The following is a 26,443-nucleotide window of genomic DNA, read 5'->3' as shown; positions in this document are numbered from 1 at the left end:
CGTCAGACGAACAGCCGAGGCCGGTCAGACACCCCGCACGAAGCCGAGCAACTCGGCCGTCACCGCTTCGGGCTTCTCCTGATGCGCGTAGTGGCCTGCGCCGTCGATGAACTTCAGGCGCCGTCCGGGGGCATGACGCGCGCACCGGCGCAGCGTCGACGCCAGTACGTACGGGTCCAGTACGCCGTGCACCTGGAGGACCGGAAGCGACAACGGAACGTCCATGGCCTTCATGAACCGGCGCCCGTCGGGCCGCCACTGACTGCGGAACGCCCACCGCTGGTATTCCAGGGTGCAATGGGCGACGCCCGGAATCCGGATCGCGGCCCGCAGACGGTCGACGACGTCGGCGAACTCCGGCGTGTCGCGCCATTCCGGTCCGGAACGGAGGCGGGCGAGCCGTTCGATCTCGCGACTGTTGTCGCGCACCAGCTTGCGTTCGGGACGCCACGGCACCTGATAGGCGAGGAACGTCGGCAGCAGAGCTTTACGCTGCGCGCCGTCGCGCAACGCCCCGTCGCGCAGAGAGATCGGGTGGGGCGAGTCGACGACTGCAATCGCACGTACGAGCTGAGGATGCAGAACCGCCGTCGCCCAGCACACGAGACCGCCGTCCGCGTGTCCGACGAGGATCGCGTCGTTGTGCCCGAGCGCGCGGACGAGTCCGGCGATGTCGTTCGACAGAGTCCAGCCGTCGTATCCCCGCGGGGGTTTGTCCGAATCGCCGTAGCCGCGCAGGTCCACAGCGACGGCTCGGTACCCGGCCTCCGCGAACGCGGTCAGCTGGTGACGCCACGACCACCACAGGTCCGCGAAACCGTGCACGAACAGCACGAGCGGCGTGTCCTGATCGTGCGGGCCGGTTTCGACGGCATGGAAGCGGATTCCGTTCGCGTGAATGTCGCGATGCGTCCACGGCCCGGGATAACGGGCCGTGGACGGGTCCGGTGAAGACACCTCTATATCGCTGGGCGCGTCAGCGCGCCGCGTGATGGCGACCCACCGAGGCGGGGTCGTCCTGGTGCGTCGGCAGGATCGACTTCGTCTGCTTGAGGGAGTCGATCGTCTTGCTCGGTGCCCGGAGCTTGCGCACACGCGCATAACCGATCAACCCGAGGATCACGGTCACCACCACCATGATCAGGAACACGATCAGGAAGGCGAGCCAGCGCGGAACCCACACGTCGAGCAGTTCGGCGAGGAAGAAGAAAAAGAAGAACGAGCTGAAGGTGAGGACAGCGAGCGCCAGAATGAAGAAGAGACTGCCCTGCAGTCCCTTCTTGACTTCACCGGTGACCTCGGCCTTCGCGAGCTGCACCTCGGCACGGAAAAGTGTCGACGCCTGAGTGGCTACGTCACGCACAAGATCGCCGACGCTGGCGTCACGCGGCGTCGGAGCGTCCACCTTCGTCAGCGGAATGCCCGAGATACTCGTCGGCACACCGTCCCCGGGACGGTTCCCGTTCGTCACGCTCACTAGTCGACCCCTTTGGTTGGTTCGTTCCGCTTGCGGTGGGCTCGCCCACGCCGTAACAGTAGCGCCGAACCGAGTATCGATGCGATCAACGATGTAACCAGGGCGGCAGCCTCGGCGATCTCGGCCGCACCGCCGCCGTCGATGCCGCAGAGCGAAAGCTCCGCGATGAGCAGGCTCACGGTGAAGCCGATTGCGCCGAGCATCGCCGACGCGAACGGATCTGCCCACATCAACCGCTCGGGCGGGTCGCGATCCCGAAAGGGAACCCGCACCTCCCGCGGACGAGGGCGGCCCCTCTTCGGATACCGATATCCGAAGAGGGGCCGCAGCGTCCGGGGGTTCTTACTTGCCCCGGATCGCGTCGAACACCGCGGGATCGACGAGGGTCGAGGTATCGCCGAGTTCGCGCCCTTCGGCGACATCGCGCAGCAACCGCCGCATGATCTTTCCGGAGCGGGTCTTCGGCAGTTCCGGTACGACCGTGATCTGGCGCGGCTTCGCGATCGGGGAGATTTCCACCGCCACGTGCTCGCGGAGATCCTTGATCAGCGCGTCCCCGGTGTTCTCGACGTTCTCACGCAGGATGACGAAGGCGACGATCCCCTGGCCGGTGGTCTCGTCCGCCGCGCCGACGACAGCGGCCTCGGCAACCGTGTGGTGACTGACCAGCGCCGACTCCACTTCCGAGGTCGAGATGCGGTGGCCGGAGACGTTCATGACGTCGTCGACACGGCCGAGCACCCACAGGTCCCCGTCCTCGTCGTAGCGCGCACCGTCGCCGGCGAAGTACCACCCCTGGTCCTCGTAGCGCGACCAGTATGTTTCGCGGTAGCGCTGCGGATCGCCCCAGATGCCGCGCAACATCGCCGGCCACGGCTGGTCGAGAACCAGGTAACCGTTTCCGCCGGGGCCGAGCGGGCGGGCCTCGTCGTCCACGATCTTCGCCGAGATACCGGGCAGCGGCGCCATTGCCGAACCCGGCTTGGTGGCGGTGATGCCCGGCAACGGGGAAATCATGATCGCGCCCGTCTCGGTCTGCCACCACGTGTCCACGATCGGTGCCTTGCCCGCGCCGATGACATCGCGGTACCAGCGCCACGCCTCGGGGTTGATCGGTTCGCCGACGCTGCCGAGCAGGCGGATCGACGAGAGGTCGTGCGCGTCCGGGATCTCACGCCCCCACTTCATGAACGTGCGGATCAGCGTCGGGGCGGTGTAGTAGATGCTCACGCCGTACTTCTCGATGATCTCGAAGTGCCGGTGCTGCGTCGGGGAGTTCGGAGTGCCTTCGTAGACGACCTGCGTCACGCCGTTCGACAGCGGCCCGTACACGATGTAGGTGTGTCCGGTGACCCAGCCGATGTCGGCGGTGCACCAGTACACGTCCTCGCCCGCCTTGTGGTCGAACACGTTGTGGTGCGTGTACGACGCCTGCGTGAGGTAACCACCGGAGGTATGGATGATGCCCTTCGGCTTACCGGTGGTGCCCGAGGTGTACAGGATGAACAGCGGGTGCTCGGCGTCGAAGGGCTGCGCCTCGTGCTCGGGCGACGCCTGCTCGACGGTGTCGTGCCACCACAGATCCCGGCCCTCGGTCCACTCCACGTCGATTCCGGTGCGCTGCACGACGAGTACGTGCTCGATCGACGCGGCACCGGAGGTCGCCTCGTCGGCCGAGGCCTTCAGCGGTGCCGCTGCCCCTCGCCGCCACTGACCGTCGACCGTGACGAGCAGTTTCGCCTCGGCGTCGTCGATTCGTGAGCGGAGCGCCGTGGCGGAGAAACCCGCGAAGACCACCGAGTGCGTCAGGCCGAGGCGGGCACAGGCGAGCATCGTGACGATCGCCTCGGGGATCATCGGCATGTAGATCGCCACGCGGTCACCGGCGACCAGGCCGAGTTCGGTGAAGGTGTTCGCCGCGCGGGAGACCTCGGCGAGCAGATCGTTGTAGGTCAGCGACCGGGTGTCGCCGGGTTCACCTTCGAAGTGGATGGCGACCCGGTCCCCGTTGCCGGCGAGCACATGCCGGTCGACGCAGTTGTAGGCGACGTTGAGCTCGCCGCCGACGAACCACTTCGCGAAGGGAGCCTCCGACCAGTCCAGCACCTCGGTCCACGGCGTGGCCCAGTCGAGTCGTTCCGCCTGGGCAGCCCAGAAGCCGAGCCGATCGGCGTCGGCAGCGGCCTGCAACTCCGGACCGGCGTGGGCGGTGGCGGTGAACTCGGCGTTCGGGGGGAAGGCCTGCTGTTCGTGGTCCGGAGCTGCGCTCGTCATGATGCGGGGCACCTTTCGGGTCGTCGGTCGTGGGGTTCCTGAGAGCGTAATCATCTGTGACGCGCATCGCACCGTTGCGACCACATCCGGCCGGGCCACATTCGCCCATCGGTCGGTTCCGCGCGACGGGTGGTATCCGGCCCGGACGAGTGGTGCGCCCGTGCGGGCCGTCTCCGTCCCACCGGTGGTCGCCGGGGGTGCCGGCGGTACCGTCGGACACTGTGACCGACCCGCTTGCACCCCTCCTCGACCTTCCCGGCGTGCGCGACGCTGCCGACCGTGCGCGCGACGCGCTCGCGGAGGTTCATCGCCATCGCACCAACCGCCGGGGCTGGGCAAACACTGCTGCCGAAGCTTCGGTGCGCGCGGCCAGAGCTTCGGCCGCGATCGACGGCGGGTCGATGGAGCTCCCCGCGCCGGGTGAAACGGGCGATCCGATCCTCGCCGGTGCGTTGCGCGTCGCGCAGACGCTCGACGGCGATGCACTCGGCAACATGGTGTCGACGTGGCGCCGGGCGCCGCTCCAGGCGCTCGCCCGGTTGCATCTGCTGGCGGCCGCCGACCTCGTGGACGACGCGACCCAGCTCGGGCGTCCGCGTACCGGGAGCGGGGTCGGAGAGCGGCTCGATGGTCTCGCGCAACTCGTGACGGGTGGTTCGAACGCGCCCGCGCCGGTTCTCGCCGCGGTCGTGCACGGGGAGCTGCAGGCGTTGAAACCGTTCGGTGTCGCGGACGGTGTGGTCGCGCGGGCAGCCTCGCGTCTGGTGTGTGTGGCCACGGGCCTCGATACGCGGAACCTGGGTGTGCCGGAGGTTCACTGGATGCGCCGGATCGATGCGTACCGCAGCGGCATCGAGGGTTTCGCCGCCGGGACCGAGGCGGGTGTCGGCGGGTGGGTGATCTTCTGCTGTGGCTCGCTCGAGGCGGGTGCGCGCGAGGCCACCTCGATCGCCGAGGCGTTCGCGGGCTGACCGGTCCGGTGCGAACGCGGCAAAGGCAGAGAAGGTAGCGACAGAAAAAGCGGGTGACGCGTCGATATCGAATCGGCGTACCACCCGCTGACACGGAATTACCGTGTTACCATGCGTGCTCAAATGGGTTGTGTCTCAACGGCCTCGGCGATGAAACGATTATCTCCGGCCGGCCCCGCAACGGGTGCGGGATCCTAACCCTCGAAGAGTCGCAACTCGCAGGCCCACAACGCTTCTGCCCTTATAGTGGCATCGGCTCCGCGTGGGTACTCGGTGTCCGTGCTGGGAACTCCGGGCGGGAGACCGAACCTTCTCTTCTGATCCGCTCTTGGCCTTCCGGTGTTCCGTAACTCCTTTGTACCCCCCTGCGCTGGGGGAGGCAAGACCCATTCGCGCCACTTTTCCCCACCGTCACTCCTCGGTAGCCGTCCTCGAAATCGCGTTGCTGCAGTGCGGTATTCGGATGGCACCGAGTTCGCCGGGCGGTTGCGCGCCGGCGGTCTCCGGGCGGGCTTCAGCGGCGCAGCGCGGCATGCGAGCGACGCGCGAGTCTGCTCGACACGCCGAGGATCAGAGCAATCGAACCGGCGATCAAGCCCGCCGCCCAGAGAGCGCGCGACGAGGTGGGGATACGCCTCTTCAGTGGAACCGGAAGGCTGAATCGCAGTATCGGCCAATTGTTTTCGGTCGCGACTCGACGCAACGCCCGACCGGGATTGACGACCCGGGGGTTGCCCACGGCCAGGAGCATCGGCAGATCGGTCGCGGAATCGGAGTACGCGTAGCTCTGTGCCAGGTCGTACCCGTAGCGATCCGAGAGTTCCCGGAGCGCGACGGCCTTGGCCTCGCCGAAACAGTAGAACTCGAGTTCGCCGGCGTACCGCCCGTCGACGATCCGCATACGGCTGCCCACGCTGTGGGAGGCACCGAGTGCCTCCGCGATGGGGGTGACAACCTCCTCGCCCGAGGCCGACACGATGATCACGTCGTGTCCACGCGCCCGGTGGTCGGCGATCAGGTCCTTGGCCTCCGCGTAGACCAGAGGAGTGACCACTTCCTGCAGGGTCTCGTCGACGATCGATTTGATCTGTTCGACGTCCCACCCCTCGCACATGTGCGCGATGTGCTCGCGCATTCGCTCGATGCGGTCCTGGTCCGCCGCGGACAGTACGTACAACAGTTGTGCGTAGCTGCTCTCGAGCACCGCGCGGCGGCTGAGGAGTCCCTCGTTGAAGAAGGGTCGCGTGAAAGCGAGGACGCTCGATTTCGCGATCACGGTCTTGTCGAGGTCGAAGAAGGCGGCGATGCGACCGCCTCCGGGCGAATCCACTGTCGAGAGGCCGGTGCTCGAGTTCCCGGACGCGTCAGTCACGAGCACCACAATAGGTGCCGGTGGGCAGGTAGTGGAGATGCGAGTTGTCCTCGCCACGCGCGGTGCATCAAGTTGCAGACAGCGTGCACGTTCGGTGTACTATCACGAATGCCCGGATCCGTCCGGGTTGTGTTCAGCCCGACCCCCCGGGGCTGAACACAGACGACCCTCGCCTCCTCCCCCCTGGCGAGGGTCGTCCCTTTTCTGGCCCTCTTCGTGGGCGACGGCAGGTGACCACCGACCGCACATCGGACCACCCGATCCACAGTTGTCCACAGTGATCGAGACTGTCCCCAGATTCGGCCTGTTCACTCCGACGGCTGCCGCTGAGCGCCCGGCAGCCCACACGCTGGGCACATGACGAACGTCCTCGGTCTTACCGACGACCCCACCCTGATCGCCGCGCTGCGCCGTGTCGCCGCCGCCGCCGACCGGGAACTCTGCGAAGCTGCGGCGCCTCCTGCCCGGCGTGCCTGGGCCGATGCCGCCGTCGTGGTGGTCGACCACGCCGCGGCGCTCGCGTGTGCGGCCGAGCTTCCGCGGCGGTCCGGTGTCGTGCTCGTCTGTCCCGGTACCGCCGATCTTCGGGAATGGCAGGCCGCCGCGGTCGTGGGTGCCGAACACGTCCTGGGATTGCCCGACGGTGAAGTGGAGTTGCTCGCCGTCATCGGCGCGACCGCCGAACCCGAGGAATCCGGTGGCACCGTGCTCGCTGTCGTCGGAGGTTGCGGTGGGGCGGGAGCGTCGACGTTCGCTGCTGCTCTGGCGTGGTCGGCCGGGCGGCAGGACGCCGGGCGAGATGTGCTGCTCGTCGACGCCGATCCCTACGGCTGCGGTCTGGACGTGCTGACCGGGCTCGAGGAACGTCCCGGTGTGCGGTGGTCCGGGCTCACCGTGGAGGGAGGGCGGATCTCGGCGCGTGCCCTGCGCGACGCGGTACCCACCTGGACACAGGGCATCGGGGTTCTGTCCGCCGACCGGGAAACCCGCGCGCAACTCGACGCCGGCGCGGCGATGGCCGTCGTCGACGCGGTACAACGCTCCGGGACCACGGTGATCGCCGACGTGGGGCGTGCCTTCGGGCCGGTGGCGGACGCACTGGTGTCGCTCGCCGAACTCACCGTGGTGGTCGTGCCGGCCCGGGTCGGGGCGGCGTTGTCGTCTGCGCGGATCGCCGATCGGCTCGTCGAACGTGGGGTTGCCGCAGGCCTCGTGGTCCGGGGACCGGCCCCCGGTGGACTCACGCCGGCGGACGTCGCGGAGGTGACGGGGCTACCGGTGCTGGCGTCCATGCGGCCCGAACCCGGGCTGGCCGAAGCGCTCGAACGTGGTGGCCTGCGGCTGCGGACGCGGTCACCGCTCCTCGGCGCCGCAACGGACGTACTCGCCCCCGTCGGTGCGGCTCGCCCGAGGCCGCGGTGGATCGCGTGACGGCCGGCCTCGCCCCCGACCTGCTCGACCGCGTCCGAGATCGTCTGGCGAACGAGCCGGGGGATCTCACACCCGCCCGAGTCGCCGCGGCGTTGCGCGCCGAAGCCGGGGGCGTGCTCGGCGACTCGGATCTGCTCGGTGCACTCCGGCACCTCCAGACCGAACTCACCGGAGCCGGTCCACTCGAAGCGCTGCTCGGCGACCCCGAGGTCACCGATGTGCTGGTCACCGCACCCGACAAGGTGTGGGTGGATCGCGGGTCCGGACTGCAACTTACGGAAGTGACGTTCCCCGACGAAACGGCGGTGCGCCGGCTCGCACAACGTCTCGCGCTCTTCGCCGGCCGACGACTCGACGACGCGCAGATGTGGGTGGACGGCAGGTTGCCCGGGCACGGAGAATTCGGGGTCCGGCTGCACGCGGTGCTCTCGCCCGTCGCTCAGGGCGGGACGTGTCTCTCGCTTCGCGTGCTGCGACCCGCCACGCAGGGCCTCGACGCGCTGCGGGAGCGGGGTGCCGTCCACGAGGACGCCTACCGGCTGCTGCTGCGCATCATTCGCGCACGACTCGCGTTCCTCGTGGTCGGAGGTACCGGCGCCGGCAAGACGACGTTGCTCGCGGCCCTGCTCGGAGCCGTGGATTCCCGGGAGCGGATCGTCTGCGTCGAGGATGCTGCCGAACTCGTACCCGCACACCCACACGTCGTCCGGCTGGTCGCACGCGCACCCAATGTGGAAGGCGTCGGGGAGGTCACCGTCCGCGACCTCGTCCGGCAGGCGTTGCGCATGCGACCCGACCGAATCGTCGTCGGGGAAGTGCGCGGAGCGGAGGTCGTCGACCTCCTGACGGCTTTGAACACCGGGCACGACGGCGGTGCCGGCACCGTGCACGCCAATTCTCCGGACGAGGTACCCGCCCGTCTCGAAGCCCTCGCGGCGCTCGGTGGCCTCGACCGGGCGGCGCTGCACAGCCAGCTCGTGGCTGCGGTCCAGGTGGTTCTCCACGTGCATCGCAGCCCCGGAGGCGCGAGGCGGCTCGTCGAGATCGGCATCGTCGAACGTGATCCCGTGTCCGGAGTGGTCGTGTCGCCTGTGTGGACCCACGACGGCGGAGCGCTGGCGGGAATGGCTGCGCTCGACCGCGCCCTCCGTCGGAGGGATGTCCCGTGATCGCCGCGATACTCTGCCTCGCGGCTGCGCTGCTTGCCCTTCCGGGTTCATCTGCGGCGCAGCGTATCCGGACCCGGCAGCGGCACCGGCTCGCCGCGCTTCGGCATCAGGGGGTGCTCGTCGCTGCGGTCGGCGTCGCACTGAGTCTGTTCACGGGCGTCACGCCGGCGCTGGCAGCAGCCGTCGTGGCCGCGACGACACTGGTGCGGATGCGACGCGGACGCCGTGCCGCGCAACTCGACGCCCATCGGCGGATGCTGTTGTCCGGCCTCGAGGCGGTGATCGCCGACCTGCGTGTCGGCGCGCATCCGGCCGATGCCTGCGATACCGCAGCGCGCGAGACCACCGGCCCCGCGTCGGATGTTTTCCGGGTCGCGGCGGCTCGCTCGCGACTGGGAGGTTCGGCGGCGGACGGCTTGCGGTCGTCGGCCACGGGCTACGGTCTCGCCGGGAATCTTGCACGGCTTGCAGACGCATGGACGGTTTCGGACCGTCACGGTCTCGCTCTCGCCGAACTTCTGGCTGCGGCTCGCACAGATCTTTCGGCCCGGATGCGGATCCGCGCGCGCACGGACGCGGGTCTGGCAGGTGCTCGTGCCACCGCCACCGTCCTCGCAGGGCTCCCGCTGCTCGGCGTCGGTCTCGGCCAGTTGATGGGGGCAGCGCCTGTCGCGATCCTGCTCTCCGGGGGTCTCGGTGGAATGCTCCTGGTCGGCGGCACAGTGCTGGCGTGCGCGGGACTGTTGTGGACCGACCGTATCGCCGAACGGGTGAGCGCATGACGGCCTCTCTTGCCGCGGCGTTTGCCGCCGCGGCTCTGCTCGTTCTTCCCGTGCCGGCAGGCAACGCGCGTCTGAGAAGTACGAAAACTGCGTCTCTTTCGCCACTTCCGTCCGGACATGCCGACCCGAACGCTGTACCCGCCGCATTCGACCTGTTCGCTGCGTGTCTCCGCGCCGGTATGCCGGCCGCGACGGCAGCCAGGGCCGTGGCGGAGTCGGCGCCGCCCGGGTTCGCGGCGGCGTTACGCCGGGGTGCCGACAGGCTCGCCCTCGGCGCCGACCCGGCCGACGCGTGGGACGGCGCCGGTGACGACGAGTTGCTCGACGACTTCGCACGAGCAGCCCGGCGATCCGCCAAATCGGGTGCTCCGCTGTCGGACACGGTGGCAGAACTGGCTGTCCGGTACCGGGCCGAAGCGGAGGACCGCGTCGCCGCCGACATCGAGCGGGCAGGCGTACTCGTGGCCGGCCCGCTGGGGTTGTGCTTTCTGCCTGCCTTCGTATGCCTCGGCATCGTGCCGGTGGTGATCGGCCTGGCCCGGGACGTGCTCGGGGGAGGGCTGCTGTGAAACGTCGGCGCGGATCGTCCGCGCTGCAGGAAGGGGGAGCTATGCGCACCATCGATGTTCGGGGAATTCGGAGCCGGTTGTCGGATCTCGTAGTCCAGGACGACGGCATGTCCACCGCGGAATACGCGATAGGCACTATTGCGGCAGCTGCCTTCGGTGCCGTCCTGTACACCGTCGTCACCGGCGACTCGATCGTGTCGGCGTTGACCGGCATCGTCGAACGCGCGCTCAACACAGCCGTGTGAGGCAACACAGCCGTGTGAGGCAACACAGCCGTGTGAGGCGCGGGAACCCGAACTGCGACAGCCGCGAGGTGGTTCCGGCGCCTCCGCCGGGGGACGCCGGGGGCGTCACCGTGGAGGCAGCGCTTGCGATCGCCAGCCTCGTCACCGTGCTGGTCTTGTGCCTCGGCGCGGTGCTGAGCATCGCGTACCAGGTTCGGTGTCACGATGCAGCGCGTGAGGCGGCGCGGCTCGCGGCGCGAGGTGACCACGCGCGGGCGGTCGAGGTGGCCGTCCGCGTCGCACCCCCCGACGCGCGTGTTGCATTGCGGGAGGACGGCGATCTGATCGTTGCTGTCGTGACGGCCGAGAGCCCGCTGCTTCCGCTGCTGACATTGACGGCAGAAGCGGTGTCGGTGCGGGAACCAGCGGGGATGCCATGACCTCGCAACGCTTTTCTGCCGACGACCGCGGGAGTGCCAGCGTGATCGGCTGCGCCGTGATGGCTGCCCTGATCGCGATCACCGCGACGTTGCTGCACGTCGGATCGGTCGTTGTCGCACGTCACCGGGCGCAGGCAGCGGCTGATCTGTCGGCGCTGGCGGTGGCCTCGGCTCTCGATCGAGGCGTCGTGGCGGCCTGCGAAGTGGCCGAACCGATCGTGTCGCGCATGCGCGTACAGGTGCGGCGGTGCGAGATCGACGGCTGGTATGCGGAGTTCGAGGTGACGGCTAGGGTGTCGTCGCTTTTCGGCGGTGAAGTGGCGACAGCCGTCGCACGAGCAGGTCCGGCTGCGGCGTCCGGAGGGTGAGAAACAGCCTTCGACAGGCCCAGTGAGAACAGTGTGATGCCCATCACATGTGATGGGCATCACACTTAATCCGATAGTTCGGCCACAGACGTCGATCGGGAGGTTTCAAACCGCGCAAATGCGATGTACTGCTGCGATGGCGTCGGCCGTTGTCGCGCACGCCGTCTCGGCCTGCCCGTCCTCCCGAGGAGACACGCCGGTGGTGCGTTACCGCAGCATTTCAGCGGGCCTCGAGGCTTTCCGTACGCCGGGGGAGACCGTTGCCCTCGCTAGGCATGTGTCTAGAGTCAACCGACGTTCCGGGCCTCACGTCATCGTGTGGCTCACACCGACACCGTGGATCATCGCGGACTTCGTAGACAGCGACGCTGTCTCGATGGGGCTGAGGAAGGGTTGATTTTGAGGATCAAGCGCGCGATCGCGGTCGTGTCGGTGGGCTTCGTAGCCGTCGGCATGCTCGCGGCCTGTGGCAGCGATACCGCTGCCGGTAATAGTGAGGGCACGTACAGCCTGTACATCGGTCAGCCCGAGAACCCGCTGGTTCCGGGCAACACCACCGAGAGCGAGGGCAACCAGGTCCTCAAGGCATTGTTCACGCCCTTGGTGAACTACAACGACGACACCAACGACGTCGAGTACACCGGTGTCGCAGAGTCGGTCGAGTCCGAGGACCAGGTCAACTGGACCATCAAGCTGAAGTCGGGCTGGACCTTCCACGACGGGACCCCCGTCACCGCCAAGTCCTACGTCGATGCGTGGAACTACACCGCGCTGAGCACCAACGCATACGGCGCGTCGTACTTCTTCGAGAACGTCAACGGCTACGACGACCTGCAGGCCGCCGAGGGCGGCGAGCCGGCCGCGACCACCATGTCCGGCCTCGAGGCAGTGGACGACACCACCATCTCGGTCCAGCTCAAGGAGCCGTTCGCGATCTACCCGATCACCCTCGGGTACTCGGCGTTCATGCCCCTGCCCGAAGCCTTCTTCTCCGATCCCGAGGGCTTCGGCCGGCGTCCGATCGGCAACGGGCCGTTCAAGGCCGACGAGGACTTCGTCGACGGTCAGGGCTTCACCGTCACCAAGTACGAGGACTACGCCGGTGAGAATGCCGCTAAGTCGGACGGCGTGCAGTTCAAGGTCTACACCGAACTGGCCACCGGCTACACCGACGTCCAGGCCGGCGGCCTCGACGTGATGCTGGACCTGCCGCCGGACGCGTTCGCCACCGCCCGCGATCAGTTCGGTGATCGTTATGTCGAGCGTCCTCGCCCCGACATCACCTCGCTCAGCTTCCCCACATACGATCCGCGTTTCTCGGATCCCCGCGTCCGTGAAGCCTTCTCCATGGCCATCGATCGTGGGGCCATCACCAAGGCCATCTTCACCGACACTCGTACACCGGCCAAGTCCTTCGGATCCCCCGTCGTCGAGGGATACCGCGCAGACGCCTGTGGCGCCAAGTGCGAGCTGAACGTCGAGCAGGCCAACAAGCTTCTCGACGAGGCCGGTTTCGATCGCAGCCAGCCGATCGATCTGTGGTTCAACGCCGGAGCCGGGCACGACCCGTGGATGACCGCGGTCGGTAACCAGATCCGCACCAACCTCGGTATCGAGTACATGCTGCGCGGCGATCTGCAGTTCGCGCAGTACCTGCCGTTGCAGGACGCGAAGGGCATGACCGGCCCGTTCCGCTTCGCGTGGATCATGGACTACCCGTCGCTGTACAACTTCCTCGCGCCGATCTACAGCACGAGTGCGTTGCCGCCCGCGGGCTCGAACAACACGTTCTACAGCAACCCCGAGTTCGACGCGGCCCTCTCGGCCGGTAACAACGCAGACTCGCTCGAGGCTGCCACGGTGGAGTACCAGAAGGCCGAGGACATCCTGTTCCGCGACATGCCTTCCGCGCCGCTGTTCTACGGTCTCAACCAGGCCGTGTACAGCGACCGCGTGACCAACGTGAATATCGATGCGTTCGGTGACATCGTGGTCGAAGACGTCACGGTCAACTGAGTGACGAGTGGTGGGGTGTTTCGCACAAGCGAGGCACCCCACCACTGTGTTGGACGTTCTGTTCCGTATAGGAGAACCCAGTGGGTCGCTTCATCACGCGCCGATTGCTGCTGACCATCCCGGTCCTGATCGGCGCCTCTTTTCTGATTTTCGCGATGGTGTACGCCCTTCCGGGCGACCCCATCCGCGCGCTCGCGGGCGATCGCCCGCTTGCCCCCGCCGTCATTGCGCAACTTCGCGCCCAGTACAACCTCGACGATCCGTTCTTCGTCCAGTACATCAAGTACGTCGGCGGACTCCTGCAGGGCGACTTCGGTTCCGACTTCTCCGGAAGGCCGGTGCTGGACACCATCGCGCAACGGATGCCGGTGACCATGCAGCTGACAGCGGTGGCCGTCGCGTTCGAAGTCCTCATCGGCATCACGGCAGGCGTGCTCGCAGCCCTGCGTCGCAACTCCTTCTTCGACAACCTGGTGCTCGTCTCCTCGACACTGCTGGTGTCGATCCCCGTGTTCGTCCTCGGCTTCGTCTCGCAGTATGTCTTCGGATACAAGCTGGGTCTGTTCCCGATCGCCGGTATCAACAACGGCTGGTACAGCTTCCTGCTCCCGGGCCTGGTGCTCGCGTCGCTGTCGATGGCATACGTCGCCCGACTGACGCGCACCGCCGTGTCCGAGTCGATGGCTGCCGACTACATCCGCACCGCGCGGGCCAAGGGCGTCGGGTATCGCCGCATCGTGGTCCGGCATGCGCTGCGTAACAGCTTGATTCCCGTCGTCACCTTCATCGGCGCCGATATCGGCGCACTGTTGGGCGGCGCGATCATCACCGAGTCGGTGTTCAACATTCCAGGACTGGGCCGCGCAATCTTCGACGCTGTACAGAACCAGGAAGGTGCGGTGGTCGTCGGCATCGTCACGCTGATGGTCTTCTTCTACATCTTCTTCAACCTCGTCGTGGACGTGCTGTACGCATTCCTCGACCCCCGGATCAGATACGAGTAGTGGTATGGATTCCAAAAATGCCGAGGCCGCCCGTACACATGCCGTGGAGGAGGGTGAGCCGGGCAATGTCATGACGGGCGAAGCCGTCCAACTGGTGGGCCAGGCGAGCCTGTGGGGCAACGCGTGGAAGAAGTTGCGCCGCAGTGTGTTCTTCTGGTTCGGCGCCATCATCACCGCCCTTCTGGTGATGATGGCGTTGGTGCCGCAGCTGTTCGCCCGCGGTATCGATCCTCGGGCGTGCGACCTGTCCGACAGCCGCCTGCAACCGAGTGCGCAGCACTGGTTCGGAACGGATCTGCAGGGCTGCGACTACTACGCCAACGTGATCTACGGTGCCCGTGTCTCCCTGAGCATCGGCCTCCTCTCCGTGATCGGTGTGCTGATCGTCGGTGTGCTGATCGGTGCGCTCGCAGGCTATTTCGGTGGCGCTCTCGACAGCGTGCTGGCGCGCTTCACCGATATCTTCTTCGGCATCCCGCTCTTGCTCGGCGCGCTGGTGCTGCTGACGGTGACGTCCGAGCGGACCATCTGGACCGTGTCTCTGGCGCTGATCACCTTCGGCTGGATGACGGCGATGCGGCTGGTGCGTTCGTCGGTCATCGCCATCAAGGAGAGCGAGTACGTTCAGGCCGCCCAGGTGCTGGGAGCCTCCACCTTCCGCATCCTGGTCCGGCACATTCTGCCGAACGCGCTGACCCCTGTTCTGGTCTACGCCACCATCGCCGTCGGTACGTTCATTGCCGCGGAATCAGCACTGTCGTACCTCGGCATCGGCCTGCAGATGCCCGCCATGTCGTGGGGCCTGCAGATCAACCTGGGCCAGAACTACATCTCGACGTCGCCGCACCTGGTGCTGTTCCCGGCCGCGTTCCTGTCGGTGACCGTGCTGGCCTTCATTCTCATGGGTGATGCGCTGCGAGATGCGCTCGACCCGAAACGGAGCTGACGCAATGAGTGTCGACACGATCGACGAGACCACGACCGACCGCGCAATCCTCGGAGTCTCCGGTCTGACCATCGATTTCGAGGTGGACAAGGCCTGGAGAACGGCCGTACGTGACGTCTCGTTCGAGGTGGCGCGGGGCGAGATCCTGGCGATCGTCGGCGAATCCGGATCGGGTAAATCGACGACGGCCATGGCCGTACCGGGTCTGCTCGCCGACAACAGCCGAGTCCGCGGCAGCATCACTCTCGACGGCCGCGAACTCGTCGGTCTGTCGGAACGCGAACTGAACTCGGTGCGCGGCAAAGACATTGCCGTCATCTTCCAGGAGCCCATGACGGCCCTGAATCCCGTCTACACGATCGGGTGGCAGATCAGCGAGGCCATTCGCTCGCACTCGGACATGTCCAAGGCGCAGGCCAAGGAGCGCGTGATCGAGCTGCTCCGTCTCGTGGATATGCCCGAACCGGAGAAGCGGGTCAAGTACTACCCACACCAGCTTTCCGGCGGTCAGCGCCAGCGGGCGATGATCGCGCAGGCATTGGCGTCCGAGCCGGCGGTGCTCATCGCCGACGAGCCCACCACCGCGCTCGACGTCACCGTGCAGGCGGAGATTCTGCAGCTGATGCGGGATCTGCGCGAGCGGGTGGACGCGGCGATCGTCCTCATCACACACGACATGGGTGTCGTCGCGGACATGGCCGACCGCATGATCGTCATGCGAGACGGTGTCATCGTCGAGCAGGGCACGGCCGACCAGATCTTCAACCAGCCGGAGCACGCCTACACCCGGGAACTGCTCGCATCGGTGCCTCACCTCGGCTCGCGAGTCGGCGAGGCCGGAACCGAGGACACTCCGGACGTGCGGTACGCACTCGAAATCGTCGACGGCGTGATCGAGTACCCCGGGGCGCGTCGCAACAGCGGCTTCCGGGCGGTCGACGGCGTCAGCCTCAACATCGAACCCGGTGAGGTCGTCGGACTCGTCGGAGAATCCGGTTCAGGCAAGTCGACGATCGGCAAGGCCGTAGTGGGATTGCTCAAGCTGCACTCCGGCTCACTGTCCGTTGCGGGCACCGACATCACGAAGATGTCGACGCGCGATCTGCGTCCGGTCCGCCGCAAGGTCGGCATCGTGTTCCAGGACCCGGGTTCGTCGCTGAACCCGCGCTGGCCCATCGGACAGTCCATCGGCGAGCCGATGCTGCTGCACACCGAAATGGACCGCACCCAGCGCGACAAGAAGGTCGAGGAACTGCTCGATCAGGTTCAGCTGCCGCGGGACATGCGCAACCGTTACCCGCATCAGCTCTCCGGCGGGCAGCGTCAGCGCGTGGGAATCGCCCGGGCGCTGGCTCTCGAACCGACGTTGCTGGTTGCGGACGAACCGACGTCGGCGCTCGACGTCTCGGTGCAGGCCAAGGTGCTCGAGTTGTTCCAGGAGTTGCAGCGCGAATACGGATTCGCGTGCTTGTTCATCAGCCACGACCTCGCCGTCGTGGAGGTGCTTGCACGTCGTATCGCCGTGATGCGGGCCGGCAAGCTCGTCGAGTTCGATCGGACCGATCGCATCCTGCGGTCCCCGGAGGATCCGTACACCAAGCGGTTGCTGGCAGCGGTCCCCGTTCCGGACCCGGCCGAGCAGGCGAAGCGACGCGAGGAGCGCGCCGCGCTGCTGGCCGCCGAACGGGCAGCCGCCGAGCACGCGCCGGTGTCCTGATGAAGTAGGCGGTTCTCAGTCCCCGGTGCCGATCGCGTCCAGCACGGCGCTGAGGACGAGAACCGCGCCCGCCTTGTCGAGCGGATCGTTTCCGTTGCCGCACTTGGGCGAATACACGCAGGAGGGGCAACCCGAGACGCACTCGCAGGCTGCGACGGCGTCCCGGGTTGCCCCGAGCCATTGTGAGATCCGGTGGTAGCCACGCTCTGCGAATCCGGCACCGCCCGGCTGGCCGTCGTAGACGAAGACGGTGGGAAGTCCCGTGTCGGGGTGGAGGTCCGTCGAGACCCCGCCGATGTCCCCGCGATCACACGTCGCCACCAGGGGGAGCAGGCCGATCGCCGCATGTTCGGCAGCGTGCAGCGCCCCCGGGATACGGTCGGCCGTGAGGCCGATCCGGGAGAGCAATCCGGGATCGACGGCGTACATCACAGCGCGGGTGGCGAGGGTCTGCTCGGGCATGTCCAGCGGGATCTGATCGAGCACCTCGCCGGAAGGTAGACGCCGCAGATAGGCAACCACCTGATGCGTCACCTCGACATGCACTGCCGCGACCGTGACGGGGCCGTGGTCCCGCCGTTCGTCGATCGAGATGCAGCAGATCTCCGTGACTTCGCGGGCACTGGTCGACCATTCCGGATCTTCCGCATGGACGAGCGCGATCCCGTCGTCGAGGTGCAGTTCGTCGACGACGAACGATTCGCCGCGGTGCAGATGTACCGCGCCAGGATGAATCGTCGCGGGTGCCCGGCTTCCTTCGACGGTGCCGAGCATCCGCCCGGTATCCGCCTCCACGATCGCGACCTGAAGACCGATTCCGCCGCGAATGTCGATGTCTGCATGCGGGTGCGTACCGGGTGTGACGAACCAGCCGTGCGGGCGTCTCCGGATCGAACCTTCCTCGGCGAGCCGGGTGAGAACGTCCCAGGCTCCGTACTCCTCGACCTCGGTGTCGCTCAGCGGCATTTCCGATGCGGCGCAGAGCAATTCCGGCCCCAGGACGTACGGGTTCGTCGGGTCGGTGACGGTCGACTCGATCGGTTTGCCCAGCAACGCCTGCGGGTGGTGCACCAGATACGTGTCGAGGGGATCGTCCCGGGCGACCAGCACGACGAGCGATCCCTGTCCGCGCCGGCCCGCACGGCCACCCTGCTGCCAGAACGACGCGACCGTGCCGGGGAACCCGGCTACGACGACGGCATCCAGGCCGGCGATATCCACTCCGAGTTCGAGGGCATTGGTACTCGCGACCCCGAGTAGGCGACCGTCCGAGATCGCCGCCTCGAGGTCTCGGCGATCTTCCGCGAGGTACCCGGCACGGTACGCGGCGACACGGTCGACGAGGTCGGGCGCTGCCCCGGCGAGCAGCCGTCGCGCTCCCATGGCCGTCAGTTCTGCGCCGTGTCTCGACCGGACGAACGTCAACGTTCGCGCGCCCTCGACGACGAGGTCGGCGAGCAACCGGGCGGCCTCGGTTCCGGCCGCGCGGCGCACGGGTGCCCCGTGTTCGCCGGTGACGTCGCGGAGCAGCGGGGGTTCCCACATCGCCACGGTTCGGGGGCCGTGGGGAGATCCGTCCTCGGTGATTGCGCGGCAGGGTGCGCCGATCAGCCGGGACGCCGCCGCGGCGGGTTCCGCGGTGGTCGCCGACGCCAGGACGAACACTGGGTCGGCGCCGTAATGGCGAGCCAGCCGTCGAAGCCGCCGCAGGATCAGCGCGACGTGCGAACCGAATACGCCCCGGTATGCGTGGCATTCGTCGACGACGACGTAACGCAGCCGCCGAAACATCCGCGCCCAGCGTGCATGGGCGGGCAGCAGCGACATGTGCAGCATGTCGGGGTTGGTGAAGATCCACCGTGAATGCCGGCGCGCCCACTGTCGCATTTCCGTGCTGGTGTCGCCGTCGTACGCGCACGCGGCCACGGTCGACAGTGCAGGGTCCATCATGGTCAGTTCGGTGACCGATCGAAGCTGATCGGCACCGAGGGCCTTGGTCGGTGCCAGATACAGGGCGGTGGCCTGCGGGTCGGTCGCGAGGGCGGTGAGTACCGGAAGCTGGTATGCAACCGACTTGCCGGATGCCGTTCCGGTGGCGACGACCACGTGCTCCCCGTTCGCAGCGAGATCGGCTGCTTCGGCCTGATGGCTCCAGAGTTGCGGTACGCCGTGCTCGCGCAGAGCCCGGACCACGGGTTCGGCGGCCCACTGAGGCCAGTCGACGTGCTGCGCGTGCCGCGCGGGCAGCGACGCGACGTGGGTGAGCGGGGATTCCCCGGCCGGGGTGCCCGCCAGAAGCCGCTCGAGAAGCTCGCGTCCGTAGGTGGCAGCAGTGCCGTCACCCGGATCGAACGGGGGTGAGCTGGGCACGGAGCGCTCCGGGGGTTGCGGGATCGAACAGAAGGGCAGAAACCACTACCGGTCGGTAATGGTACCGACGGTCGGGCCGGTCCGAATTTTCTGGCACGTTTGTGCCCATTAGTACTGTTGCGACCGCCCTGGGCATGGTTGACTGACACCCGGTCGCAGCTTCTGTGTTCGTAGGCTTGAGAAAGTGAACGCTCGCAGGATCGATGGTTGCGAGCGCGGTGCTTTGCTCTTCCAACGGGGGACTCGGAAGTACAGCGGTCGGAACCGGGGCCGGGCGGGTCGCGTTTCCGGCGGTCTGTCGAATCCGGTGTTAGAAAGAGAAGGAAAAGCATGGCACAGGGCACTGTGAAGTGGTTCAACGCGGAGAAGGGCTTCGGCTTCATCGCTCCGGAGGACGGTTCTGCCGACGTATTCGTTCACTACTCCGAGATCCAGGGTGCCGGTTTCCGCACCCTCGAGGAGAACCAGCGCGTGGAGTTCGAGGTCGGTCAGGGCACCAAGGGCCCGCAGGCCACCGGCGTGCGCGCCGTCTGAGAGATTGCTCCTTTGAGCACAAGGTGAGGCTCGATTCCTCACCTGAATCGTCCCCCGTCACCACCGGTGATGGGGGACGATGCATTTTCCGGGTATCGACCGACCGGAGGGAGAGTGAATGAGCCAGCTGTCGTTCTTCGGCGCGGAACTCGGGCCGCCCGCGGTCGCCGACCTGAGCGGACTGCTCGCCGCACACGGCACGGTCGTGGTCCGGGACCTTCGGGCTCGCGTCTCCGTGACGGTCGAGGACCTGTGGCGTGCCGACGCCATCGCACATCTGATGACCGAAGCCGGTCTGGATCCGGAGTTCGCCGACACCGACGACGGACGTACGACGGTGTCCACACAGTTCGTCGCCGAGACGATGCCGTTGGCCTCGCAGTGGATGCACGGCATCACGAAGACGGTGCCCTACGAGTGGGTGCCCAGCTCGCGAGCGCAGCGGGCCTGGTTCCTCGCCTCCGGGCGCAAGGAACTGGACGGCGAGCGGTACGTCCTCGGCCTCGATCCGCAGACGCCCGACACCCACGCGCCTCTCGCCGAGGCTTTCCTGCGGGCAGGAATTGCACCGACTCTGATCGGCACGCGAGGGCCGTCGCCCGGCTTGCGGGTGTCCGGGCGCAGGCGCCTGACCAGGCTTGTCGAGAACATCGGGGCGCCACCCGACGACCCCCGGGCGCGGGAGGTCTGGCCGTATCCGGGGCCGATGGAACACCACACGCGATGAGCTGTTCCCCGAGGATGTGCGACCCTGTGTGTGGCTACGTCGGGGGGACGTGGTCGGTATACATGTCTTCGAGAAGCGCGACATGTCGGTAGAGGGAAGGCACAGGCGGCACGGTGGCAGCAGACAAGAGCAATTCGGACGGCTCCTCGGGTACGCGTCGGCTGGTCATCGTCGAATCCCCGACCAAGGCGAAGAAAATCGCGCCCTACCTGGGACGCGACTATGTCGTGGAGGCGTCGGTCGGCCACATCAGGGATCTGCCCCGCGGCGCCGCAGACGTCCCCGCGAAATACAAGGGTGAGTCGTGGGCGCGTCTCGGTGTGAACGTCGATCACGACTTCGAGCCGTTGTACGTCGTCAGCCCGGAGAAGAAGTCCAAGGTCTCCGAACTGAAAAGCCTCCTCAAGGACGCCGACGAGCTCTACCTCGCAACCGACCCCGACCGTGAGGGCGAGGCGATCGCCTGGCACCTCCTGGAGACGCTCAAGCCCAAGGTCCCCGTTCGCCGCATGGTGTTCCATGAGATCACCGAATCCGCGATCCGTGCGGCCGCCGAGAACACCCGCGAGCTGGACACCGATCTGGTCGACGCGCAGGAGACCCGGCGCATCCTCGACCGGTTGTACGGCTACGAAGTGAGTCCGGTGCTGTGGAAGAAGGTCATGCCGCGGCTGTCCGCCGGGCGTGTGCAGTCCGTCGCGACTCGAATCATCGTGCAGCGCGAACGCGAACGGATGGCCTTCCGGTCGGCCGAATACTGGGACATCGCAGCGACCATGGACGGCGGCGAAGCGGCGAGCCCTCGCTCGTTCGGCGCGCGCCTCGTCGGAATCGACGGCTCGCGGGTCGCATCGGGACGTGACTTCGGGGCTGACGGCAAACTCAAGTCCGACAGCGTCGTGGTTCTCGACGAGACCCATGCGCGCCGCCTCTCGGAGGGGTTGGCCGGCACCGCGCTGACCGTTTCCTCGGCCGAGAGCAAGCCGTACACCCGCAAGCCGTACGCGCCGTTCATGACGTCGACGCTGCAGCAGGAAGCCGGGCGCAAGCTGCGGTTCTCGTCGGAACGCACCATGCGCATCGCGCAGCGGCTGTACGAGAACGGCTACATCACGTACATGCGTACGGATTCCACGACTCTGTCCGAATCGGCGATCGCGGCGGCCCGTGCCCAGGCGACTCAGCTGTACGGCGCAGAGTTCGTGCATCCGACCCCTCGTCAGTACACCCGTAAGGTCAAGAACGCGCAGGAAGCGCACGAGGCGATCCGTCCGGCGGGTGACGTGTTCGCAACTCCGGGCGAACTGCACTCGCGTCTCGATGCGGACGAGTTCCGCCTCTACGAGTTGATCTGGCAGCGCACTGTCGCGTCGCAGATGGCCGACGTGCGCGGAACCACGCTCACCCTCCGGATCACCGGCGCTGCCGGCACCGGCGAGGAGTGCACCTTCTCGTCCTCGGGCCGCACGATCACGTTCGCCGGCTTCCTGAAGGCCTACGTCGAAAGTGTCGACGAAGAGGCCGGTGGACAGTCCGACGACGCCGAGTCGCGCCTCCCGAACCTCAGCGAAGGTGCCGCGGTCACCGCGACGAAGCTCGATCCCGACGGCCACTCCACGAACCCGCCGGCCCGGTACACCGAAGCGAGCCTGATCAAGACGCTCGAAGAACTCGGCATCGGCCGGCCGTCGACCTACGCCTCGATCATCAAGACGATCCTCGATCGCGGATATGTCTACAAGCGCGGTAGCGCGCTCGTCCCGTCCTGGGTCGCGTTCGCCGTCATCGGCTTGCTCGAATCGCACTTCTCCCAGCTCGTGAACTACGACTTCACCGCCGGCATGGAGGACGACCTCGACGAGATCGCCTCCGGCCACGAACACCGGACCGACTGGCTGACGCGGTTCTACTTCGGCGGGGAGTACGGCGGCGAGGAATCCGTCGCACGTCAGGGTGGCTTGAAGAAGCTCGTCAGCGAGAACCTCGAGGACATCGACGCCCGCGAGATCAACTCGATCCGTCTGTTCGACGACGCGGAAGGTCGCGAGATCCACGTGCGGGTCGGACGGTTCGGCCCGTACCTCGAGCGAATGGTGGTCAACCCGGACGACCCGGACGGCGACCCGATCTCCCAGCGCGCGAACCTGCCCGACGACCTGCCACCGGACGAGCTGACTCTCGAATACGCGGAGAAACTGTTCTCGACGCCTCAGGAGGGTCGGGTTCTCGGTGTCGATCCTGCGAGCGGCCACGAGATCGTCGCGCGCGAGGGCCGGTTCGGTCCGTATGTCACCGAGTTGCTGCCCGAATCGACCCCCGAACCGACTGCCGAGCCGGAACCCGAACCCGACGTGACGCCGATCCCCGTCGACGAGGTCGAAGGCACCGGCGGTGGCACGAAGACCGCGACGAAGAAGGCTGTCGCCCAGAAGGCTGCGAAGAAGGCACCCGCGAAGAAGGCGGCCAAGAAGGCAACCGGCCCCAAGCCACGGACTGCGTCGCTGCTCAAGACGATGGATCTGTCGACGGTGACGTTGGAGGACGCGCTGCGGTTGCTGTCTCTTCCCCGCGTCGTGGGTGTCGATCCCGAGTCCGGTGAGGAGATCACGGCGCAGAACGGTCGCTACGGGCCGTACCTCAAGAAGGGCACCGACTCGCGTTCGCTCGCCGACGAAGAACAGATGTTCACTGTCACGCTCGACGAAGCGCTGAAGATCTATGCCGAGCCGAAGCGACGGGGGCGGCAGGCGGCCGCCACTCCGCCTCTGCGCGAGCTGGGTGTGGACCCGGTGAGCGAAAAGCCCATGGTGATCAAGGACGGGCGGTTCGGTCCGTATGTCACCGACGGTGAGACCAACGCGAGCCTGCGCAAGGGCGACGAGGTCCCGACGATCACCGACGAGCGGGCTTCCGAGTTGCTCGCCGACCGGCGTGCGCGGGGTCCCGTGAAGAAGGCCACCAAGAAGGCAGCGGCGAAGAAGGCACCGGCCAAGAAGACCGCTGCCAAGAAAGCAGCGGCGAAGAAGGCGCCGGCGAAGAAGGCCGCGGCGAAGAAGACAGCAGACTGATCCGGCCCGGACACCTACCCTTGCGGTGTGTACCGCGAGTGGGTGTCCGGGATCCCCGGGGTCGTCGCGTGGGAGGCGACTCGCGCTCCCTCCGGATCGGGCGGTAACACGGTTCTGCCCGACGGGTGCATGGATCTGATCTGGCACGAAGACGGTTTCCTCGTCGCCGGCCCAGACACGCGTGCCCAGTTTTCGGATCTCGCAACGCGGCGGAAACTGACCGCCGTTCGGTTCGCACCGGGCCTCGGACCCGTCTTCTTGCGCGTCGACGCATCCGAACTGCGTGACCAGCGCGTCTCCCTCGACCAGATCTGGGCGCCTCGCCGGGTCCGCGACATCGTTGCGGCCGTCGAAGGCGATCCGGGGTCCGGTCTCGTCGATGCTGTCCGGCGCGATCTGGACGACGCCCGTCGAAGCCCTCTGTCCGGGCTCGCGGGCGCACTCGGATCGGGCATGACGGTCCCCGAGGCCGCGTCGGTGATCGGATGGAGTGAACGCACTCTCCGTCGGCGCGCGCACCAGGCGTTCGGCTACGGGCCGAAGACGCTGTCGCGAGTCCTGCGGTTTCAGCGAGCGATCGCACGCGCTCGCGCGGGCGAAGACCCTGCGACCATCGCGGCCGAGTGCGGTTACAGCGACCAGTCACACCTCGCGCGAGAGGTTCGCGCCCTGTCGGGGTCGACGCTCGGCGACCTCGTCCGCCGGTCGTCCGGTCCGTAATCAGCCGGGAAGCGCGGCGAACAGGTCGATGCTGTGGCCGTCCGGGTCGAGCACGCACGCGTAGCGCTGTCCCCACACCGCGTCCCACGGCTTCATCTCCGGGGCGCATCCGACGGCTACGAGCGACGCGTACGTCTCGTCGACCTCGCTCGGGGAACCACAGTCGAAGGCGAGGCTCGGACCTCCCTGCCCAGGCGTGAAATCCGGATCGAACGAGCTGACGGACTCGATCGTGTCCCACATGAGACGCACACCGCCGGCAGTCGTCACCTCGAAGTGCGGCACGTCGGGCGCTTCGGTGGGCAGATCGAGGCCGAGTCGGCGGTAACACTCGAACGAGCGCCCCAAGTCCTCGACAACAAGTCCGACGGCAGAGAAGTGAATGGTCATGAGCCGACCGTAGGACGCGCCGGACAGGCAGGTCTTGAACATTTCGGACAGCCGGACAGAACAGGTCGGTCCCGGTCGTTACGCTGGTCGGTATGCCCGGTGTCTTCGATCGTCTCGTCGGTCAGCGCGATGTCGAGACGGATCTCGTCGCCGCCGCTGTGGCCGCGCGCAACGGGGACACCGGTTCGGCGATGACGCATTCGTGGCTGTTCACCGGGCCCCCCGGATCGGGAAGGTCGATCGCGGCGCTGTGCTTCGCGGCCGCACTTCAATGCACCGACGAACAGACACCGGGATGCGGGCGCTGCCACGCATGCACCACCACGATGGCGGGCACACACGGCGACGTACGACGGGTGATCCCCGAGGGCCTGAGCATCAGCGTCAAGGAGATGCGCGAAATCGTGCGGATCGCGTCGCGGCGTCCGAGCACCGGCCGGTGGCAGGTGGTGGTCATCGAAGACGCAGACCGTCTGACGGAGGGCGCTGCCAACGCGCTCTTGAAGGTGGTCGAGGAACCGCCCCACCGCACCGTCTTCCTGTTGTGCGCCCCGTCGACCGATCCCGAGGACATTTCGGTGACTCTTCGGTCCCGGTGCCGGCACGTCGGTCTCGTTACTCCGAGTGCCGCGTCGATCGCGGAGGTCCTGCAGTTGCGCGACGGCATCGACGAGAAGACCGCGCAGTGGGCCGCCTCGGTGAGTGCGGGTCACGTGGGCAGAGCACGGCGTCTCGCTACCGACGCGATCGCTCGGGAGAACCGCAACCGGGCGCTCGATCTGGCAGGGGCCGTTCTCCGGGCTGCGACGACGTACTCGGCAGCCGAAGAACTCGGCCGCAGCGCCGAGGCCGAAGCCAAAGAGATCAGTGTCGAACGCGACGAGCGTGAAACCGATGAGCTCAGGACGGCCCTCGGTGCGGGTGGCACAGGAAAGGGAGCGGCAGGTGCGCTCCGGGGTTCGGCCGGTGCTCTCAAAGAACTCGAGCGCACGCAGAAATCCCGCAAGACCCGGACCGAGCGCGACATCATGGATCGCGCACTCATCGACCTCGCGGGTCTGTATCGCGACGCCCTGGCCCACGCCTTCGGTTCCTCTGCGACGCCCAACCACCCCGACATGACCGAGCGAGCTGCCGACCTGGCGTCCCGGGCCCGGCCGGAGTCTCTGCTCGACTGCATCGAAGCGATCCTCGAGTGCCGCGACGCGCTCGCGCAAAACGTCAAGCCGAAGTTCGCGTTGGCCGCGATGGCGGCGCGCTTGAGTGCCGCATTCCGGTAACTGAGGTGCCGGTTTGCATCTCGGTGGGGGTAGTCCGCTAGACTTCGGACGCCGAACGGCATGCTGCCTTAGCTCAGTCGGTAGAGCATTTCACTCGTAATGAAAAGGTCGTCGGTTCGATTCCGACAGGCAGCTCCACGAAGAGCCCCTCACCTCCCCGGTGAGGGGCTCTTCTGGTTCCGGAGGCGCTCCATCCTCGCGCCGGGCGGGACGAACAGGGACCATGGAGTCATGTTGATGGAAATCTTCTCCCTGATCCTGATCATCGGCGCCCTCGTCGTCGTCGTCCCCATGGCGATCCGTGTATTCCGGGACCGCGACGACCGGTGACGCCCGGCGCGGCGCTCGACAACCACCACCTGCGCCCTCATGCTCGGTATATGGCTGACTCTCTGAAGGACCGGGTTCGCGAGAAGATCATGCGCCAGCGGGCGGAGGACGGTGGCCGGCCGGTAGACGATGCCGAAGGCGACGATCCCCGGCTGACGGATGTCCAGAGCGATCTCGCACTGCTCGACCTGGCAGGGGACGACGACGAGGTCGTGCAGGGCCTGGCTGCGAAGTACTGGGTGCCCTGATCCGGGAAGAAACTCT

The 26,443-nt window shown here is 67.2% G+C and carries 24 protein-coding genes, 1 tRNA gene and 1 pseudogene; 19 read left to right on the top strand and 7 right to left on the bottom strand.

Annotated features, from left to right (window positions below):
- Positions 1 to 24 precede the first annotated feature (24 nt).
- The 4 genes and pseudogenes from RDCOP1_RS20125 to acs form a co-directional block, all read right to left on the bottom strand.
- A complete protein-coding gene (locus RDCOP1_RS20125; protein WP_072704808.1) occupies positions 25 to 957 on the bottom strand; it encodes an alpha/beta fold hydrolase in 933 nt (310 codons plus the stop codon).
- 19 nt (positions 958 to 976) lie between these two features.
- Positions 977 to 1,477, bottom strand: coding sequence for a phage holin family protein (locus RDCOP1_RS20120; protein WP_072704805.1), 501 nt, complete (start codon positions 1,475 to 1,477; stop codon positions 977 to 979).
- Positions 1,477 to 1,701: pseudogene (locus RDCOP1_RS21885) on the bottom strand (Na+/H+ antiporter NhaA); the annotation flags it as partial. The gene RDCOP1_RS20120 and the pseudogene RDCOP1_RS21885, both read right to left, overlap by 1 nt.
- Positions 1,702 to 1,819: 118 nt before the next feature.
- The gene (gene acs / locus RDCOP1_RS20110) at positions 1,820 to 3,751 is read right to left on the bottom strand and encodes an acetate--CoA ligase (protein ID WP_072704802.1); all 1,932 of its coding nucleotides are present in this window, start codon (positions 3,749 to 3,751) and stop codon (positions 1,820 to 1,822) included.
- A 221-nt stretch (positions 3,752 to 3,972) separates the two neighbouring features.
- Here acs and RDCOP1_RS20105 point away from each other — a divergent pair, with 221 nt between their 5' ends.
- Positions 3,973 to 4,722, top strand: a complete 750-nt coding sequence (locus RDCOP1_RS20105; RefSeq protein WP_072705156.1) for a Fic family protein — start codon at positions 3,973 to 3,975, stop codon at positions 4,720 to 4,722.
- Positions 4,723 to 5,236: 514 nt separating this feature from the next.
- On the opposite strand, the gene RDCOP1_RS20100 is transcribed toward RDCOP1_RS20105, so the two are convergent.
- The gene (locus RDCOP1_RS20100; RefSeq protein WP_072705154.1) at positions 5,237 to 6,094 is read right to left on the bottom strand and encodes an HAD family hydrolase; all 858 of its coding nucleotides are present in this window, start codon (positions 6,092 to 6,094) and stop codon (positions 5,237 to 5,239) included.
- 357 nt (positions 6,095 to 6,451) lie between these two features.
- Between RDCOP1_RS20100 and ssd the strand changes: the two genes are divergently transcribed.
- From ssd to RDCOP1_RS20045, 11 genes are all read left to right on the top strand, one after another.
- Positions 6,452 to 7,525, top strand: a complete 1,074-nt coding sequence (gene ssd, locus RDCOP1_RS20095) for a septum site-determining protein Ssd (RefSeq protein ID WP_072704798.1) — start codon at positions 6,452 to 6,454, stop codon at positions 7,523 to 7,525.
- A complete protein-coding gene (locus tag RDCOP1_RS20090; protein WP_072705151.1) occupies positions 7,522 to 8,694 on the top strand; it encodes a TadA family conjugal transfer-associated ATPase in 1,173 nt (390 codons plus the stop codon). The genes ssd and RDCOP1_RS20090 overlap by 4 nt, the downstream gene beginning before the upstream one ends.
- Positions 8,691 to 9,476: a type II secretion system F family protein gene (locus tag RDCOP1_RS20085; protein ID WP_072704795.1), complete on the top strand. Its 786-nt coding sequence runs from the start codon at positions 8,691 to 8,693 to the stop codon at positions 9,474 to 9,476. The genes RDCOP1_RS20090 and RDCOP1_RS20085 overlap by 4 nt, the downstream gene beginning before the upstream one ends.
- On the top strand, positions 9,473 to 10,045 hold the full coding sequence (locus tag RDCOP1_RS20080) for a type II secretion system F family protein (RefSeq protein WP_072704792.1): 573 nt from the start codon (positions 9,473 to 9,475) through the stop codon (positions 10,043 to 10,045). Before RDCOP1_RS20085 ends, RDCOP1_RS20080 begins: the two co-directional genes overlap by 4 nt.
- A gap of 41 nt (positions 10,046 to 10,086) precedes the next feature.
- On the top strand, positions 10,087 to 10,290 hold the full coding sequence (locus RDCOP1_RS20075) for a DUF4244 domain-containing protein (RefSeq protein ID WP_072704789.1): 204 nt from the start codon (positions 10,087 to 10,089) through the stop codon (positions 10,288 to 10,290).
- Between the two features lie 68 nt (positions 10,291 to 10,358).
- Positions 10,359 to 10,709, top strand: a complete 351-nt coding sequence (locus RDCOP1_RS20070; RefSeq protein ID WP_072704786.1) for a TadE family type IV pilus minor pilin — start codon at positions 10,359 to 10,361, stop codon at positions 10,707 to 10,709.
- Complete coding sequence (locus RDCOP1_RS20065; RefSeq protein ID WP_072704783.1) at positions 10,706 to 11,077, top strand: Rv3654c family TadE-like protein; 372 nt, start codon at positions 10,706 to 10,708, stop codon at positions 11,075 to 11,077. Before RDCOP1_RS20070 ends, RDCOP1_RS20065 begins: the two co-directional genes overlap by 4 nt.
- Positions 11,078 to 11,476: 399 nt before the next feature.
- Positions 11,477 to 13,093, top strand: coding sequence for a peptide ABC transporter substrate-binding protein (locus tag RDCOP1_RS20060; protein WP_174555841.1), 1,617 nt, complete (start codon positions 11,477 to 11,479; stop codon positions 13,091 to 13,093).
- Positions 13,094 to 13,173: 80 nt separating this feature from the next.
- Positions 13,174 to 14,097 carry an ABC transporter permease gene (locus RDCOP1_RS20055; RefSeq protein WP_072704780.1) on the top strand — a complete coding sequence of 308 codons (924 nt, stop codon included), beginning with the start codon at positions 13,174 to 13,176 and terminating at the stop codon, positions 14,095 to 14,097.
- Positions 14,098 to 14,101: 4 nt separating this feature from the next.
- Complete coding sequence (locus RDCOP1_RS20050) at positions 14,102 to 15,043, top strand: ABC transporter permease (protein ID WP_111731604.1); 942 nt, start codon at positions 14,102 to 14,104, stop codon at positions 15,041 to 15,043.
- 4 nt (positions 15,044 to 15,047) lie between these two features.
- On the top strand, positions 15,048 to 16,760 hold the full coding sequence (locus RDCOP1_RS20045; RefSeq protein ID WP_111731603.1) for an ABC transporter ATP-binding protein: 1,713 nt from the start codon (positions 15,048 to 15,050) through the stop codon (positions 16,758 to 16,760).
- A 15-nt stretch (positions 16,761 to 16,775) separates the two neighbouring features.
- On the opposite strand, the gene RDCOP1_RS20040 is transcribed toward RDCOP1_RS20045, so the two are convergent.
- Positions 16,776 to 19,130 (bottom strand): DEAD/DEAH box helicase, encoded by a 2,355-nt coding sequence (locus tag RDCOP1_RS20040; RefSeq protein WP_072704777.1) that lies wholly within the window; start codon positions 19,128 to 19,130, stop codon positions 16,776 to 16,778.
- Positions 19,131 to 19,460: 330 nt separating this feature from the next.
- Between RDCOP1_RS20040 and RDCOP1_RS20035 the strand changes: the two genes are divergently transcribed.
- The 4 genes from RDCOP1_RS20035 (at position 19,461) to RDCOP1_RS20020 (ending at position 24,179) form a co-directional block, all read left to right on the top strand.
- Positions 19,461 to 19,664, top strand: a complete 204-nt coding sequence (locus RDCOP1_RS20035; protein ID WP_054720028.1) for a cold-shock protein — start codon at positions 19,461 to 19,463, stop codon at positions 19,662 to 19,664.
- A gap of 118 nt (positions 19,665 to 19,782) precedes the next feature.
- Positions 19,783 to 20,391: a hypothetical protein gene (locus tag RDCOP1_RS20030; RefSeq protein ID WP_072704773.1), complete on the top strand. Its 609-nt coding sequence runs from the start codon at positions 19,783 to 19,785 to the stop codon at positions 20,389 to 20,391.
- A 113-nt stretch (positions 20,392 to 20,504) separates the two neighbouring features.
- Positions 20,505 to 23,459, top strand: coding sequence for a type I DNA topoisomerase (gene topA / locus RDCOP1_RS20025; RefSeq protein ID WP_072704770.1), 2,955 nt, complete (start codon positions 20,505 to 20,507; stop codon positions 23,457 to 23,459).
- Positions 23,460 to 23,486: 27 nt separating this feature from the next.
- Entirely contained in the window at positions 23,487 to 24,179 is a 693-nt protein-coding gene (locus RDCOP1_RS20020; protein ID WP_072704767.1) for a helix-turn-helix domain-containing protein, read from the top strand.
- Here RDCOP1_RS20020 and RDCOP1_RS20015 read toward each other — a convergent pair whose 3' ends face one another.
- Positions 24,180 to 24,569: a VOC family protein gene (locus tag RDCOP1_RS20015; RefSeq protein ID WP_072705139.1), complete on the bottom strand. Its 390-nt coding sequence runs from the start codon at positions 24,567 to 24,569 to the stop codon at positions 24,180 to 24,182. It abuts the gene before it with no gap.
- A 92-nt stretch (positions 24,570 to 24,661) separates the two neighbouring features.
- On the opposite strand from RDCOP1_RS20015, the gene RDCOP1_RS20010 reads away from it, so the two are divergent.
- The 3 genes from RDCOP1_RS20010 (at position 24,662) to RDCOP1_RS20000 (ending at position 26,427) form a co-directional block, all read left to right on the top strand.
- Positions 24,662 to 25,849, top strand: coding sequence for a DNA polymerase III subunit delta' (locus RDCOP1_RS20010; protein WP_072704764.1), 1,188 nt, complete (start codon positions 24,662 to 24,664; stop codon positions 25,847 to 25,849).
- Positions 25,850 to 25,911: 62 nt separating this feature from the next.
- Positions 25,912 to 25,987 (top strand) — tRNA-Thr (locus RDCOP1_RS20005).
- A 242-nt stretch (positions 25,988 to 26,229) separates the two neighbouring features.
- Positions 26,230 to 26,427: a hypothetical protein gene (locus tag RDCOP1_RS20000; protein WP_072704761.1), complete on the top strand. Its 198-nt coding sequence runs from the start codon at positions 26,230 to 26,232 to the stop codon at positions 26,425 to 26,427.
- The last annotated feature ends 16 nt before the right edge of the window (positions 26,428 to 26,443 follow it).

The sequence above is a fragment of the Rhodococcus coprophilus NBRC 100603 genome (assembly GCF_001895045.1).
Classification (GTDB): domain Bacteria; phylum Actinomycetota; class Actinomycetes; order Mycobacteriales; family Mycobacteriaceae; genus Rhodococcus; species Rhodococcus coprophilus.
Note: the sequence above shows the minus strand (reverse complement) of the source record. Positions and strands in the feature narration are given on the sequence as shown.

What these genes read in the sequence shown, in the direction of transcription:
- RDCOP1_RS20030 (WP_072704773.1), top strand. Translation starts at nt 19,783, where the DNA reads ATGAGCCAGCTGTCGTTCTTCGGCGCGGAACTCGGGCCGCCCGCGGTC.
- RDCOP1_RS20080 (WP_072704792.1), top strand. Translation starts at nt 9,473, where the DNA reads ATGACGGCCTCTCTTGCCGCGGCGTTTGCCGCCGCGGCTCTGCTCGTT.
- RDCOP1_RS20050 (WP_111731604.1), top strand. Translation starts at nt 14,102, where the DNA reads ATGGATTCCAAAAATGCCGAGGCCGCCCGTACACATGCCGTGGAGGAG.
- RDCOP1_RS20000 (WP_072704761.1), top strand. Translation starts at nt 26,230, where the DNA reads ATGGCTGACTCTCTGAAGGACCGGGTTCGCGAGAAGATCATGCGCCAG.
- RDCOP1_RS20045 (WP_111731603.1), top strand. Translation starts at nt 15,048, where the DNA reads ATGAGTGTCGACACGATCGACGAGACCACGACCGACCGCGCAATCCTC.
- ssd (WP_072704798.1), top strand. Translation starts at nt 6,452, where the DNA reads ATGACGAACGTCCTCGGTCTTACCGACGACCCCACCCTGATCGCCGCG.
- RDCOP1_RS20035 (WP_054720028.1), top strand. Translation starts at nt 19,461, where the DNA reads ATGGCACAGGGCACTGTGAAGTGGTTCAACGCGGAGAAGGGCTTCGGC.
- RDCOP1_RS20010 (WP_072704764.1), top strand. Translation starts at nt 24,662, where the DNA reads ATGCCCGGTGTCTTCGATCGTCTCGTCGGTCAGCGCGATGTCGAGACG.
- acs (WP_072704802.1), bottom strand. Translation starts at nt 3,751, where the DNA reads ATGACGAGCGCAGCTCCGGACCACGAACAGCAGGCCTTCCCCCCGAAC.
- RDCOP1_RS20015 (WP_072705139.1), bottom strand. Translation starts at nt 24,569, where the DNA reads ATGACCATTCACTTCTCTGCCGTCGGACTTGTTGTCGAGGACTTGGGG.
- RDCOP1_RS20065 (WP_072704783.1), top strand. Translation starts at nt 10,706, where the DNA reads ATGACCTCGCAACGCTTTTCTGCCGACGACCGCGGGAGTGCCAGCGTG.
- RDCOP1_RS20075 (WP_072704789.1), top strand. Translation starts at nt 10,087, where the DNA reads ATGCGCACCATCGATGTTCGGGGAATTCGGAGCCGGTTGTCGGATCTC.